The organism is Agrobacterium rosae (genome assembly GCF_002915175.1).
GTDB lineage: Bacteria > Pseudomonadota > Alphaproteobacteria > Rhizobiales > Rhizobiaceae > Agrobacterium > Agrobacterium rosae.
The window spans coordinates 90,004-104,265 of sequence record NZ_NXEJ01000001.1 but is presented as its reverse complement, the minus strand read 5'-3'; the positions used below and the strand labels follow the sequence as shown (position 1 = coordinate 104,265).

Annotated in this window: 15 protein-coding genes; 7 read left to right on the top strand and 8 right to left on the bottom strand. The window is 55.3% G+C overall.

What is annotated here, in order from left to right:
* Positions 1 to 114 precede the first annotated feature (114 nt).
* The 8 genes from olsB to sppA all read right to left on the bottom strand — a co-directional run bounded on the left by olsB (position 115) and on the right by sppA (position 7,743).
* Positions 115 to 996, bottom strand: coding sequence for a l-ornithine N(alpha)-acyltransferase (olsB, locus tag CPJ18_RS00530; protein ID WP_103585336.1), 882 nt, complete (start codon positions 994 to 996; stop codon positions 115 to 117).
* A gap of 98 nt (positions 997 to 1,094) precedes the next feature.
* Positions 1,095 to 3,341: a hybrid sensor histidine kinase/response regulator gene (locus CPJ18_RS00525; protein WP_103656596.1), complete on the bottom strand. Its 2,247-nt coding sequence runs from the start codon at positions 3,339 to 3,341 to the stop codon at positions 1,095 to 1,097.
* A gap of 55 nt (positions 3,342 to 3,396) precedes the next feature.
* The gene (gene lspA / locus CPJ18_RS00520; RefSeq protein ID WP_077102071.1) at positions 3,397 to 3,885 is read right to left on the bottom strand and encodes a signal peptidase II; all 489 of its coding nucleotides are present in this window, start codon (positions 3,883 to 3,885) and stop codon (positions 3,397 to 3,399) included.
* A complete protein-coding gene (locus CPJ18_RS00515) occupies positions 3,885 to 4,745 on the bottom strand; it encodes a TrmH family RNA methyltransferase (RefSeq protein ID WP_103585342.1) in 861 nt (286 codons plus the stop codon). Before CPJ18_RS00515 ends, lspA begins: the two co-directional genes overlap by 1 nt.
* A complete protein-coding gene (locus tag CPJ18_RS00510; protein WP_103656903.1) occupies positions 4,742 to 5,914 on the bottom strand; it encodes a class I SAM-dependent methyltransferase in 1,173 nt (390 codons plus the stop codon). Before CPJ18_RS00510 ends, CPJ18_RS00515 begins: the two co-directional genes overlap by 4 nt.
* A gap of 107 nt (positions 5,915 to 6,021) precedes the next feature.
* The gene (locus tag CPJ18_RS00505; protein WP_077119771.1) at positions 6,022 to 6,372 is read right to left on the bottom strand and encodes a lipopolysaccharide assembly protein LapA domain-containing protein; all 351 of its coding nucleotides are present in this window, start codon (positions 6,370 to 6,372) and stop codon (positions 6,022 to 6,024) included.
* An 85-nt stretch (positions 6,373 to 6,457) separates the two neighbouring features.
* A complete protein-coding gene (locus CPJ18_RS00500; protein WP_042616207.1) occupies positions 6,458 to 6,763 on the bottom strand; it encodes an integration host factor subunit beta in 306 nt (101 codons plus the stop codon).
* A gap of 26 nt (positions 6,764 to 6,789) precedes the next feature.
* Positions 6,790 to 7,743: a signal peptide peptidase SppA gene (gene sppA, locus CPJ18_RS00495; RefSeq protein WP_103656595.1), complete on the bottom strand. Its 954-nt coding sequence runs from the start codon at positions 7,741 to 7,743 to the stop codon at positions 6,790 to 6,792.
* Positions 7,744 to 7,984: 241 nt separating this feature from the next.
* Here sppA and lptC point away from each other — a divergent pair, with 241 nt between their 5' ends.
* The 7 genes from lptC (at position 7,985) to CPJ18_RS00460 (ending at position 14,248) form a co-directional block, all read left to right on the top strand.
* A complete protein-coding gene (gene lptC, locus CPJ18_RS00490) occupies positions 7,985 to 8,650 on the top strand; it encodes an LPS export ABC transporter periplasmic protein LptC (RefSeq protein ID WP_103656594.1) in 666 nt (221 codons plus the stop codon).
* Between the two features lie 13 nt (positions 8,651 to 8,663).
* Entirely contained in the window at positions 8,664 to 9,239 is a 576-nt protein-coding gene (locus CPJ18_RS00485; RefSeq protein WP_103656593.1) for an LptA/OstA family protein, read from the top strand.
* A gap of 34 nt (positions 9,240 to 9,273) precedes the next feature.
* Entirely contained in the window at positions 9,274 to 10,062 is a 789-nt protein-coding gene (lptB, locus tag CPJ18_RS00480) for an LPS export ABC transporter ATP-binding protein (protein WP_077102334.1), read from the top strand.
* Positions 10,063 to 10,243: 181 nt separating this feature from the next.
* On the top strand, positions 10,244 to 11,791 hold the full coding sequence (rpoN, locus tag CPJ18_RS00475) for an RNA polymerase factor sigma-54 (RefSeq protein WP_103656592.1): 1,548 nt from the start codon (positions 10,244 to 10,246) through the stop codon (positions 11,789 to 11,791).
* Between the two features lie 223 nt (positions 11,792 to 12,014).
* Positions 12,015 to 12,590, top strand: a complete 576-nt coding sequence (hpf, locus tag CPJ18_RS00470) for a ribosome hibernation-promoting factor, HPF/YfiA family (RefSeq protein ID WP_077102055.1) — start codon at positions 12,015 to 12,017, stop codon at positions 12,588 to 12,590.
* An 81-nt stretch (positions 12,591 to 12,671) separates the two neighbouring features.
* Complete coding sequence (ptsN, locus tag CPJ18_RS00465; RefSeq protein ID WP_067649605.1) at positions 12,672 to 13,133, top strand: PTS IIA-like nitrogen regulatory protein PtsN; 462 nt, start codon at positions 12,672 to 12,674, stop codon at positions 13,131 to 13,133.
* Positions 13,133 to 14,248: a dienelactone hydrolase family protein gene (locus CPJ18_RS00460; RefSeq protein ID WP_103656591.1), complete on the top strand. Its 1,116-nt coding sequence runs from the start codon at positions 13,133 to 13,135 to the stop codon at positions 14,246 to 14,248. Before ptsN ends, CPJ18_RS00460 begins: the two co-directional genes overlap by 1 nt.
* Positions 14,249 to 14,262: the final 14 nt, after the last annotated feature.

Sequence of the window (14,262 nt, the reverse complement as noted above, 5' to 3'; positions counted from 1 at the left end):
GGCTTTTCAATATCGGCTTGTGTTGCGGGAAGCGACTGCCAGACTAACGGTCCCGCCCCGACAGGACAACACATCAGGGCCTACTGCCCACAGGAAGCTTTGCTCTAGGCGCCCTCAGCCGTTGAAGCGCTCAGCCTCACCGCCGTAATAATTGATGTAGCGATCCGCAATCGACGACACCGGAAGGATGACCAGCACATCCGTGGTATTGAAGGCGTGATCAATCACCGCACCGGAGCCAAACATGGCACCGAGACGCATATAGCCCTTGATGAGCGGTGGCATGGCAAACAGTGCACGGCGTGGATTGATCGCTTCCAATGGCATCATATCCATTTCGCAGTAGAGTTCCGGTAGCGCAGACGCTGCCCAGTCGCCCTTTGCGCCGCAGGTGTGATGCAGGAAGGAAAGCGCCAGTGCGTGCGCTTCCGGCTGAACACCGGGAAACGACGCACAGCCGATCATCGCGTCCATGCGGTGCCTGACGGCATAGGCCCAATTGCCCTGCCAGAGGAGTTCTACCGTTCTTTTCGTACGATATTCCGGTAGCACGCACGACCGCCCCAATTCCATGAAGCGCTTCGTTGGATGGCGCTTGATCAGCTCTTCGATATTGAACTCGCTGGCCGAATAAAAACCGTTATTGGCAAAGGCTGTTTCCTGCCGCAACAAACGGTATGTGCCGACGATCTGGTCTTCCGGATCACCCTCGATGGAATTGTCCAGCACCAGAAGATGGTCACACACGGCGTCGAACGCATCGATATCGCGGTTGCGGCGCATGGCCTCTGCCGGAAGGCGTGCGCCCATCTCTTCGACAAAAACACGGAAGCGGACATTCTGCGCGGCGTCGATTTCGCGCTCGTTTCGGGCAAGCCGGGTTTCCAGCGGGCCTATGCGACCAAAGACGTCATCGTTGCGTTTTTGGGGAACGGGAAGCACATTGCAGGCGACATTTCGCTCGCGAATATCGTATTCGAGAATTTCCGTGACCATGGAGAATCGCCCCACCACCGTTGGTTTCTGGCTGTCATAAATCACTTATTGACGACAGAACAGTGACAGCAGGCAACGTAACGAACAGCGGATCAAATCTAAACTCTACCGATGCGTTTTTGAGGAAACAGTCGAAGAACCTCCTCGATCAACCGTTTGGGTTCGGCAGGCTTTGCCAGTACCGTGGCAATGCCTGCATTCAGCAAAATCGACCGCGTTTCTTGCGTCGTATCGCCACTCAACACAATCATCGGGATCTTGCTGGTCGAAAGCTTTAGGCAGAGGTTGGGAAGAATATCGAGGCCATTGCCACCCGGCATATGAAGATCGGAAATGACGAGGTCTGGCAAACGCGCTTCATCCGAAAGGGCGTCTCGAAGCGCCTTGAAATCGCCGACTACACGTACCGTGCATCCGGACTTTTCCATGACGGCACGTAAAATCCGCGCGTTGACGGGATCGTCCTCGGCGACAAGCACATCGAGTTCCCGTGAGGTTTCATCCAGCAAAGACGAGAAACCAAATCCGGGGTGATGATTGTCGTTGATGGCGTTGCGCGGCTCCATCCCGCGCAAGCGACCGCACAGAACATCCGTCAGCGATTTTTCCCGCAATGGCCGGATCAGCCAGGCATCGAATCCATCGCTTGGCTGAGATGCGCGCTCCTCCGGACTAACGAGCAGAATGTGCCGTATGCCGCGATCCGGCATCTCCGACCAGTTCTGAAGCATGTCACGAAATGCCCCGGCTACTCGGTGATCGACAATGATGTCAGTCACATGGTCCAATCCACCGGAGGCCTGACGTTTCAGTTCTTCGAGTTGCCGTGGTGTTGAAACATGAGTGCACGTACCGCCCAGACGACGTATCAAATCCGATGTTGCCGTCGCGGCAATTCCCTGTGGCGCAAGCAGCAACACATCTGATTGAGTGAGCGCGCCGATGCGGCTGGATGGTAAGGCTGGTACCAAAGAAGACGTCGGTTTGAACGTCAACGTGAAAGTGCTGCCCACGCCCTTCTTACCAGCGACGGACAAAGTACCGCCAAATTCTCTGATGATGCGGGCGGATATGGCAAGACCAAGCCCGGTGCCTGCGCTGCGCTGCGAGGTGGAACCAGCCTGCTCGAACTCACCAAAGATGCGTGCTTGTTCAGACTTGCTAATACCGGGACCGGTATCATCTACGTCGATTGACAGTGCACTGCCCGCCATGGATGCCCGCACGAGTACGCCGCCCTTGGCTGTAAATTTCACCGCATTGCCGATGAGATTGAACAGCACCTGGCGCAGACGAGCCGGATCGAAATCGAGATAGTCAGGCACATCTGGTGCAAAGATGGAGGCGATCTCGATCCCTTTTTCATGGGCGCGGTGGGACAGCATCTCCACCACGCTTTCGATCAACTGTCGCAAGTTCTCCGCCCGTGGATTGAGCCTGAACCGCCCTGCTTCCATTGTGGAAAAGTCCAATAGATCTTCGACCAGTTGCACCAGCGCTTGGCCGGACTGGCGCATGCCATCTAGATAATTGCGCTGCTCCTGCGTGAGACGGGTTTGCGACAGCAGATGGTTCATGCCCAGGATACCCGACAGTGGCAGGCGGATTTCGTGGCTGACGGTTGCCAGCAGTCTGCCTTTGGCGGCATTGGCATTTTCCGCCCGCAACCGTGCATCTTCGCGGGTGACGATGGCGGCACGTTCGTCGGTCACATCACGGGCGATAGTGCTGATCACCAAACGGCTGCTGGTTCCGTCATGGGCGATCGCATCGTGCCATGTGAAAATCCGCTGGCCATAGGGTGTGGCGATCTCGACATCATAGCTGTGCACTTTGTCGCCGGGACGAAACGCAATGCCGATTTCCTCGCATGTCTTGCCATACGGGTCGCCGCAGCCCGTCATTTCGCGAAACGTGCTATTGGCATGAAGAATGCGCCGGTTCATATCGCGTGTCACAACGATATCGCCCATGGCCTCGTGCATCTCTGCCACGAGGGCCGCATTCTGCATTTGCCTTGCCTCGACAACCTCTGCATCGCGCAGAGACGCCTGACGCAACGCCGCGGCTCGAAACATCATGTAGAACGCACAGGACAGGCAAATCGATACGGATAAGGCCGCCATGTAAAGAGCGACGTTTCCGCCCAGATACACAGCGCTTGCGAAAGCAAAGCCGCAACCTGCCGTAAACAGCGTGACGGTGCGAAGAAGGCTGTTGTAAAACGGCAGAGCTGACGGCTCATTCCGGCTCCTCCTACCCCGAGTGTCATCGGTGACACCAGCCGTATCGGTCGGGTCGAACGCGTCAGAAAGCCGGTTATTCAGTTTCGCCAGTTCGCTCATACACGACTGCTAACACGGCAGCCGTTTTGATTGACTTGGTCCGAACGTTAAATTTTTAGCGTTTCTTCGTTCTTGCGTGCAGTATTTCGTCCAAAATGACGCAACCGGCACCGATGGTGATGAACGAGTCAGCCAAGTTGAAAACGGCAAACGACCAGGTGTCCGTGTGAAACAGGATGTAATCGATCACATGACCGTAGAGAAACCGGTCGAATATATTGCCGGCCGCACCGGCGATGATCAGGGCGAAACCAAGATGTGCGAAGGTGCGATCGGCATCCGTCTTGCGCCACAGCCAGATGACGAAACCGACGATTACCAGACGCATCGTGACGATGAACCAGCCTTCCATGCCTGACAGCATGGAGAAGGCGACGCCCAGATTATAGGTGCGGTAAAGCGCCCAGAAGGGTATGACTGGCACCATCTCCTGCAAGGGCAGATAGGCTTCCACCAGAAGCTTGACGATCTGGTCGATAATCAGCGCGATGACGATGAGAGCAACGGCCGGGATAGGTCTCGAGAACAATGCGGGTTTCGTCATCATTTTACCGGTGCAAGTTCGAGAAGATGGCGGCGGGCTTCAAACAATATCACGGCTGTCGCGATCGCCAGATTGAGAGAGTCTGCGCGTCCTTGTTGTGGGATGCGGGCCAGTTGATCGGCCTTCGACGCAAGCTCTGGCGGCAGACCGCCTTGCTCGTTGCCCATTAAAAGCACGGTCGGCTTCTTTTTGTAATCGATCGTTCTGTAGTCCACAGAGCCTGCAAGGTGGGTTGCGACGACGCTGACGCCAGCTGATTTCTTCCAGCTCAGAAACTCATCCACGGTCGCATGTGCCACAGGTATGGCAAAAACCGATCCCATGGTGGCCCGCACTGTTTCCAGCGAAAACGGGTCGGTGCAATCGCCAACGAGGATCACGCCGGATGCACCTGCCGCATCAGCCGTGCGAATGATGGTGCCGAGATTGCCGGGATCGCGCACCCTGTCGAGTGCAATATAGGTTTGACCGTTTTCCGGCTGAATGTCCTTCAGCGGCGTCCATTTCTGGTCGAATATGCCCACCACCATTTGCGGATTATCACGGCGGGTGATGGAGGAAAGTATCTTTTCGGTAACTTCCAGAACCAGACCGCCAGAGGCGACGGTCTTTGTCGCAACCTGTTCGACCAGGGATTTGCCCTTGGCATTTTTGGCATAAACCAGCGTACGGATCGTCCAGCCCAATTCCAGCGCATCGATGACCAGCTTCAGACCTTCGGCCATGAAGGTGCCGGTTTCTTCCCGACCCTTTTTCTGGGTCAGGTTCTTGATGTCCTTGATGATGGGGTTGGCAAGGCTGGTGACCTCTTTGACCTGCCCTACCCGGCCTGGTCGGTTTTCACGTCGGTCATCGATCATTTCGGCACCCAGCGGCTGAAGAGAGAGGTGGAGAGCACGCGGCCCGGCGTTTTGCCGTCAAGGCCTGCTTCGCGGATGACAAGCTCGCCGGATGCGACCTCGCCACCTGCGCCGCGCATGGTTTCGCGCATCAATTCATGCATGGAATAGAAGCTGGCGCGGATGGAATAGGCCGTCAGAACGAGGCCGAGCGCCTTGGGCGACAGGATATCACGGCAGACGTCCAGCATCAGCGGTAGATGATCGAACAGCTCCCACACTTCACCGTGTGTGCCGCGCCCAAATTTCGGCGGATCGGTAAGGATGATATCATACGTATTGCCACGTCGCTCTTCGCGCAGGATGAACTTCATCGCATCTTCGCAAATCCAGCGGATCGGCGCATTTTCGAGGCCCGCCAGCGCCTGATTTTCCCGCGCCCAGCCGATCGCCTTCTTGGAAGCATCCACATGGGTCACTTCTGCACCAGCAGCTGCTGCCACCAGCGAGGCAACACCGGTGTAGCCGAACAGGTTTAGGACTTTCAGCGGCCGATCAGATGCTTCAATCGTGTGCTTCAGCCATTCCCAATGCACGATCTGCTCCGGGAAGACGCCGACATGGCGAAAAGCGGTGAAACGACCGAGAAAATTAACGCCCAGAAGAGAGAGCGGCCATGTTTCTTCCAACGGTTCCTTCGGAAAACGCCAGCGGCCCATGCCATCTTCATCGGTATCGCCGCTGAAAATGGAGTCTGCGTTTTCCCACACGCGATCCGGCAGGCTTGGACGCCAAAGCGCCTGCGCTTCCGGACGCACGATGCGGTATTGGCCATACTGCTCGAGCTTCAGCCCGTTACCGGTGTCAATCAGGTGGAAATCACCTGCGCCCAGAGATTCCAGAATGACGGGAACCTGCTCGGCCGGCATAGCGCCTGTTCGTTGCTTCAGCGGACGAGGAGGAACCTGCTCCGTCTCCTGTGGAGCGATCTTCACCTTGGCAGTGGCGACGTCCTTCACATTTGACTTGATGGGAGCCTTTGAGGCGGCACTTGCAGCCGGGCGTACATATTCCGCATTGCGGTTGCGAGGAGCGCCGTCTTTTTGCTTTACCGATTTTGCGGCATTTCTTTGCCGAGGCTCCTGCCCCGCGCGCGGCTTGGCACCCGGGCGATTGTCTTTTTTCTTCAACGGGGCTCTTTCCAAGTCTGACCGCATCTCTTGCGACAGCGAATAACATCACGGCGCGTTATTATCAAAGGGCTGCGCTGTCAAAACCTATCACGTTGCGAGCAATTTTACTTGGAGGCGATACGGGCATCGACCGGCGCACTGATTGCAACCGTGTTGGCGGCAGCCTTGTGCCTGTTGGCTTCGTCATGCCAGCGTATGGCTTCCTTGGCTTCGGTGCGGGCGCGCTTGCGATATTTACCCTGCGAAAACCAGGTGACCAGCGAACCCAGAAACACACCAAAAATAACGGCAAGAAAAATAAATACGAAAAAGGGTGCCGAAAACGACAGCAAACTATCGTCTGGCCTGAACGGGTTGAGCGCCAGCGTCACCGCCTGTCGGTTGGCAACGCACAATACCACCAGAATAATGGCCAGAGGGACCAGAACCAAAAGGTTGACGATCTTTTTTGACATCCACGATACTCCGTCTTAGGGGCCTTCAGACAAACCTGCATCGACGTCAGATAGGAGCTTGAGGGCTCCGCCTCAACCACTATGCTCAGTCTTCGTCTTCGACGTCGCTCATGCCTGGGTTCAGCCGCTCACGCAATTCTTTGCCCGTCTTGAAGAAGGGAACCCATTTTTCTTCGACGAAAACGGATTCACCGGTGCGCGGGTTGCGTCCAGACCGCGACGGACGGTTCTTGACCGAGAAAGCACCAAAGCCGCGCAGCTCGACACGGTTGCCCGCTGCCAGCGCATCCGTAATCTCGTCCAGCACAGCGTTGACGATATTTTCGACATCGCGGTGGTAGAGGTGCGGGTTGTGCGCAGCAACGATCTGCACCAGTTCAGACTTAATCAAAGTTGCCCCCTGAAAGAATTGGCTTTTTAACGGTCTCTAACCTGCCAAACCGAAACAAGACCGTCAAGAAACAACTTGTCGGCCCCCAGCTGGCGCGGTGCATCGAATGGCAGAAATTCATCATAGCCGAGCAGTTTGACGATCCCGGCAAGACTGAACAGGCCGAACGGCGAGCGCTTGGATGGTGCGGTCCATTCCACGATCGGCAGATCCTTGGCTACGTTGCGGGTCTCGAAATAACCGCGGATTTCTTTTTCGCCGCCCAGCGTGTCGATGAGTTTGGCAGCGGCGGCCTGACGACCGGTGAAAATGGAACCGTCCGCAAGTTTGAGAACGTCTTCCCGCGGCAGCTTGCGGCGATCTGCCACAAGGTCGACAAACCAGCCATAGCTATCCATGACCATGTTGCGGATCATGGTTTTCGCCTCTTCCGGCGGTTCGTGGAAAGGCGAAGGTTCTGCCTTCATCGGTGAAGATTTGATTTCCTGCAAGGACACGCCAAGCTTGTCGAGAAGAGGACCGACCTGCGGATACTGGAAAATCACACCAATCGATCCGGTAATGGAGGTATCGCCGGCAATGATCGTGTCGCCTGCGGTCGCTATCATGTAGCCTGCAGAGGCGGCCAATGTGCGCACATCGGAGACGACCGGCTTCTTTTCAGCAACGGCGCGAATGGCTTTGAAAATCCGCTCGCCGCCGTAGGTCGTGCCACCTGGCGAAGAAATCGAGACGATCAGGCCCTTGGCACTATCGCTATCGGCAATCTTTTGCAGCCGCTCCAACAACTCGGTGTCGTCTTGAATAATGCCGCTGATTTCGACGCGCGCAATATGCGGCCGCATGCTTTGCGTCGGCGCCGAGAAAGCAAACCTATAAATTGCGAAACAACCTGCGACCAGAAGCAGCACGACCGCAACGCGCCAGAATGTCAGCTTGCGCCGCAACTGTCTGCGATCTGCGATTGCCATCTGATCCATGTGTTCACCTTCGATAAACCAGTAACGGCTTTTAAAGCCGACCCTATGAGCCTTGTACTCACCTCTTGGCAGGAAACAAACGGGAAAGCACGGTTTTGATAAAAATATCGTAGCCCTTGCGCTATTTCAGAGAAAAACCATATTGGCAGAGCATGGCCCTCGTGCCAAAGACAACCAAAACTCATGATGGCGTCGCTTTGTACCTTTTGGCTGCGATGACCTGCCCCGGACACTTTAAGAGATGCTTGAACGAATAAGCCAGCCAGCGCCCGCCTTTCCTCTGTCCAGCGGACATGAGAGCGCGTACCATCTTGCGCTGCGCCATTCCGCGCGGGTGAGGAAACTGAAGATCGTTCTTCCGCTCGGAGCCGCCATCATCTCGCTGGCTTTCATTGCCGTATCGCTGGCGCGCACATGGATGCCGGACGAGGTTTCGCTTCAAAGCGCCACCGTGGAAAACGGCAAGATCGTCATGGAAAAGCCGGCGCTTGCCGGGCGCAACAACAAGGGCTTCGATTACTCCATGAACGCCGAGCGCGCGTTACAGGATATTGCCAGCCCCAACCTCATGACGCTTGAAAAAGTGCTGGCGGCTGTGCCCATGAATGATATTGTCGCACAGGTTGTCGCGCAGGAGGGTATTTTCGACCGCGCGACAAACCGGTTGCAAATGACTGCCCCCTTTGACATCAATCTCAGCAATGGCATACAAGCTAAGTTCCAATCTGCGAATGTCGACCTGAAAGCCGGAACGATGGACAGCAAAACGCCTGTTGCCATCAAGACCCAAGAAGGTTCCATTAACGCGGATAGTTTATATATAGCAGATAATGGCAAGACGATTACATTTTCGGGGCAGGTACGAGCTCGTATAGCTGCATCGACCATTCAGAACGCAGGCAAGTGAGAGCCCGACCCAGATGATGCAGATTTCGCGCATAGCCCGTTATACCAACGCAGCCTGCTTTGCAGCCGTTGCTCTGGCATGTCTTGCAGGCCCTGTGGCCGCGCAGAATACAACCAGCAGCATGGATGGCCTGAAGCTTTCCAATGACCAGCCGATTGCTATCGAAAGCGATCAGCTGGAAGTGCGGGATCAGGAGCACAAAGCTTATTTTACAGGTAATGTGAAGGTTGTGCAGGGCACGACCACCTTGCAGGCTGGCAAGATGACCGTGCTCTACAAGAGCAAGGGCGACGGTGCGGCTGCAAGCTCATCGATCACCAGCGGCGGTGCCGACATCGATAAGATTTTCGTAGATAACTCTGTCTACCTCACCTCCGGCACGCAAAAAGCGACCGCCGACAAGGGCGAGTTCGATATGGCAGCGCAGACATTTATTCTTTCGGGAAAACAGGTCGTCCTGTCTCAGGACACGAATGTTTTCACCGGTTGCAAGTTGACGGTTTTCATGACGACCGGTCAGGCAAAGCTGGAAAGCTGTGGTGGGCCAGTGCGCATCATGCTCGACCCGAAATCGCAGAAAAAGCAGTAGTTCGTACCCCGTGAAGATACAATCTATCTCAAAGCTGTTTGGCGCTGGTTCCGCGCGCGCACCCGAAACGGATGGCGTTGCCGGCGACAAGTCTCGCTATGACGGCACCTTGATCGCCCAAGGCTTGACGAAGACTTACAACACCCGCCGCGTCGTCAACGGCGTATCGCTCGTGGTTCGACGTGGTGAGGCCGTTGGCTTGCTCGGGCCGAACGGAGCCGGCAAGACGACGTGTTTTTACATGATCACCGGCCTTGTTCCCGTCGATTCCGGCAAGATTGCCATCAATGGCAACGATGTCACCAACATGCCCATGTATCGCCGCGCGCGGTTGGGCGTCGGATATCTTCCGCAGGAAGCATCCATTTTTCGCGGATTGACCGTCGAGGACAATATTCGCGCCGTTCTGGAAGTGCACGAGCGCGACGAGAAGAAGCGTAACCGCAAGCTCGATGAGCTCCTGGAAGAGTTTCATATTTCACAGCTGCGTAAATCCCCGGCCGTCGCCCTTTCGGGTGGCGAGCGGAGACGTCTGGAAATCGCCCGCGCTCTGGCAACTGACCCGACCTTCATGCTTCTGGATGAGCCGTTTGCAGGCGTGGATCCGATCTCCGTCAGCGATATTCAAAACCTCGTGCGCCACCTTACAGCGCGCGGGATCGGTGTTTTGATTACCGACCATAATGTGCGTGAAACATTGGGGCTCATCGACCGGGCATATATTATTCATGCTGGCGAGGTGTTGACCCACGGTCGAGCATCGGAGATCGTCAACAACGCTGATGTTCGTCGCCTTTATCTGGGCAATAATTTCAGCCTTTGAGCGGCGACTTAGAAAAAGTGCCGCCTGCGACGCGTTCGCAGCAAAGATTCTTTCTCCTTGCTCCGAGTTGAGCTTGACCAAACAAAAATAAAAAGCAATTTTTGGGCCAAGTGAGACTTTGTCGTCGATCTTTTTCAAAAAAGAGGGCGAAAAGTGGGTTTATGGGAGTTTAGCGTCCGCCATGGCCTTGTCCGCCAGTCTTCTGCTGCGTCAGAGTCAGTCTCTGGTCATGACCCCGCAACTGATGCAGTCCATACAACTGCTTCAGATGACGCATATCGAGCTGACGCAATTCATCGCGCAAGAGGTCGAGAAAAACCCGCTGCTGGAAATTGTAGCAAATGATAGCGATTTAAGCGGCTCCTCTCCCGCCAATTCAGACAGCTTAGATGAACCTGGACCAGCTCCCGAACAGTTTGCCGAGAGCCCACCCGATCCTGAAGAATGGTATGGTGACCGTGCGAGCAGCCTGAATGAACAGCTCGACACGAGTTTCGAGAATGTTTTTCAAGACGATGGAGCGCCGTCGAAGGCGGATGCACCCGAGCTCATCGGGCAATGGAAATCCATGCCCGGTGCGGATTCCGCCGAGGCTTACGATCTCGACGATTTCGTCGCAAGCAAGCAGACCCTCCGCGATCATATTGGTCAGCAACTCCCCTTCACCATCTCTTTACCTAAAGACCGTTTGATTGCGGACGCGTTGCTCGATCACTTGGAAGAGACCGGATATATCCCCGCGGAGGCGCTGGATGATGTTTCAGATCGTCTTGGTAAATCCATAGCCGAGGTCGAAACTATTCTCACCGCTCTCCAGACACTCGACCCGCCGGGTATTTTTTCGAGAACGCTTTGTGAATGCCTTTCCATTCAACTTGCGCAGAAAGACCGTCTCGACCCGGCAATGCGCGCATTTGTTGGAAATCTCGAGCTTCTGGCCAAACGTGATTTTGTCTCGCTCAAACGTCTGTGTGGCGTCGGAGAAGAAGATCTTCTGGATATGCTGGCCGAAATCCGCTCGCTGAATCCCCGGCCAGGTGCGGGTTTTGAAACCGGGATTTCGGAAATCATTGTGCCTGACATCATTGTCAGGCCAGCAAGCGATGGCAGCTGGCTTATCGAGTTGAACCCGGAAACGCTACCGCGCGTGCTGGTGAACCAAACCTATTTCGCCCAGGTTTCCAAAATCAAAGCGCGCAGCGGCGAGGATGGTGAGTTTCTATCGGAATGCATGCAGACAGCCAGCTGGCTGACCCGCAGCCTCGACCAGCGCGCTAAAACAATCATGAAGGTTGCCAGCGAAATCGTGCGCCAGCAGGATGCCTTTCTTATCCATGGCGTCGACCATTTGCGTCCTCTCAATCTCAAGCAAGTGGCTGATGCCATCAAGATGCACGAGTCCACCGTCAGCCGCGTGACCTCTCGCAAATACATGCTGACGCCGCGCGGACTGTTCGAGCTCAAATACTTCTTCAGTGTTTCCATAGGATCGGTAGAGGGCGGCGACAGCCACTCGGCGGAAGCGGTGCGCCATCGCATCAAGCTGATGATTGCGCAAGAAGCACCCGATGGGGTTCTGTCGGATGACGAAATTGTCGAAAATCTGAAAAAAAACGGCGTTGAGCTGGCGCGGCGAACGGTCGCAAAATATCGTGAAGCCATGAATATTCCCTCCTCCGTACAAAGGCGGCGGGAGAAAAAAGCGATGGCGAAAATCGCGATCGCATAATGAAAAATTAATATATTTCAAAGTGTTAATAATCTTAATTGACTCTTCATGCCGCCAAGGCTAGAAGCTCGCCGCACGGGTGGCAGGGGCTCACCAACGTTAAAGTGCTCGTTGTGCTGAGGTGCCAAGCCGGAATGAGACCGAAACGGACTCGAAACGCTTGGATGAGCGCTTGGCTTGACGTAAGCTGGTATACGCAAATCACTGAAGAAGGAAAAATTCCATGAGTGTGCGTGTATCTGGTAAACATATGGATATCGGCGAATCGTTCCGTCAGAGGATCGAGGACAACATTAGCCTGGCGATTACCAAATACTTTGACGGGGGGTATTCTGGCCAAGTAACCGTGGAGAAATCCGGGCCACGCTTTTCAAGCGATTGCAAAATCCATCTCGATACCGGGGTTGTTTTGCATGCTGCAGGCGAGGCCAATGATCCACAGGCAAGTTTCGATGCGGCAGCTGCACGAATTGAGAAGCGGCTTCGCAGATATAAGAGAAAGCTGAAGGATCACCATAATGGTGCGTCCGCCAACAGCATCCTCGAAGAGTTTCCTTACACGGTCATGGACGCCGTGCCTGATGAAGACGAGGAAGTGCCTGAAGATTTCGCGCCGACGATCGTTGCTGAAACCTCCAAGCAGGTCAAAACGATGACGGTCGCAAGCGCGGTGATGGCGCTTGATATGACAGATGAGCCGGTGCTGCTGTTCCGCAGCCCTGCCAAGGAACTGAATATCGTTTACCGCCGCAACGATGGAAACATCGGCTGGATTGATGCGGCAACGATAAAAAGCTGAATAGTCTGACAGAACGAAAGGGAGTGCGGCCCTCATCGGCGGCACTCCCGGTTCGTTTCGATGGCATGAAGGATAAAAAGAATGGCGTTGGCAGATTTGCTGCAACAAGATGCAATTATTCCCGCCCTCAAGGTTAATTCCAAAAAGCAACTCCTTCAGGAACTGGCGGCGAAAGCCGCGCGGATCACCGGAGTGCCGGAACGGGAAGTTTTCGACGTCATATTGCAGCGTGAGCGGCTTGGCTCGACAGGTGTCGGTCATGGCATTGCTATTCCGCACGGAAAACTGGCCAGCATCAATTCCATCGTCGGTGTCTTTGCGCGCCTCGATAATCCGGTCGATTTCGAAGCGCTGGACGACCAGCCGGTCGACCTCGTCTTTCTTTTGCTAGCACCCGAAGGTGCCGGTGCTGACCATCTGAAGGCGCTCTCCCGCATTGCCCGCGTGCTGCGCGACCCTGAACTGGTGGCCAAGCTACGTGCGACAGATTCGGATACCGCCATCTACACCTTCCTCAATCAGGAACAGGCAACCGCCGCCTGATGGGTGGCGACGACCCAACCAAATCTCCAGACGTGGCCAACAACCAGACGCGCGGCGTGAGCGAAGACAACCTTCCTGTCTTTGCGCCCGCTATGAAACAGCGGATGGCCTTTTCATTAGGCTGGTCCGAGCGGACAATAAATCTTCCTCGCTGGAAGGAGATTGCTCGGTCCAAACTATGGGAACTTACCCTCCAGAATCCGATACAGACGGATTTCGCCTCTGAAATGATAGATGAGGTGGATCGCGGAGCTTATGTCGCCCGCAAGGTGGCATTTAATCTGACGAACGACAGTCGCGTCGTTGCATTGTTGCTGATGCCGAAAGGCACAGGCCCGTTTCCTGCTGCCGTGATGTACCACGACCATGGGTCGATGTTCGACATCGGCAAGGAAAAGCTAATTGAAAGCTGGGATGACGAGGCCAAGCTTCAGACGTCCAAGACATGGGCAGAGAGGTTTTTTTCCAGCCGATATCCGGGTGACGCACTTGCCCGCCGAGGTTACGTCGTACTGGCAACAGATGCATTGGGCTGGTCCGATCGTGGGCCACTCACCTATAATGCACAACAGGCGCTTGCTGCAAATTTCTTCAATATGGGAAGCTCCCTGGCTGGCCTCATGGCGTTCGAGGACACACGGGCAGCAGATTTTCTGGCGAGCCTGCCGCAGGTCGATCAGCAGCGGTTAGCGGCAGTTGGCTTCTCCATGGGCGCGTTCCGGGCATGGCAGGCGGCAGCGCTGAGCAACAGGATCAACGCGACCGTAGCCGTCAACTGGATGGCGACGGCAGAAGGGCTGATGGTGCCGGGAAACAATCAACTGCGGGGCGGATCAGCGTGGCACATGACCCATCCGGGGCTGATGCAATATCTTGACTATCCCGATGTTGCGAGCCTTGCTGCACCAAACCCGATGCTGATCTTCGCCGGAGCGGCGGATACACTCTTTCCCCCTGCATCGGTAAAAGATGCGTTCGAAAAAATGCGGTTGGTTTGGGAAGCATGGAACGCGCTGGATCGCCTCGAAACCAAACTATGGCCAGGCGGCCATGTCTTTACGGCTGACCAACAGAATTATGCCTATGACTGGCTGGATCGCCAATTCGGCAGGTAACGGGTCCATCATTC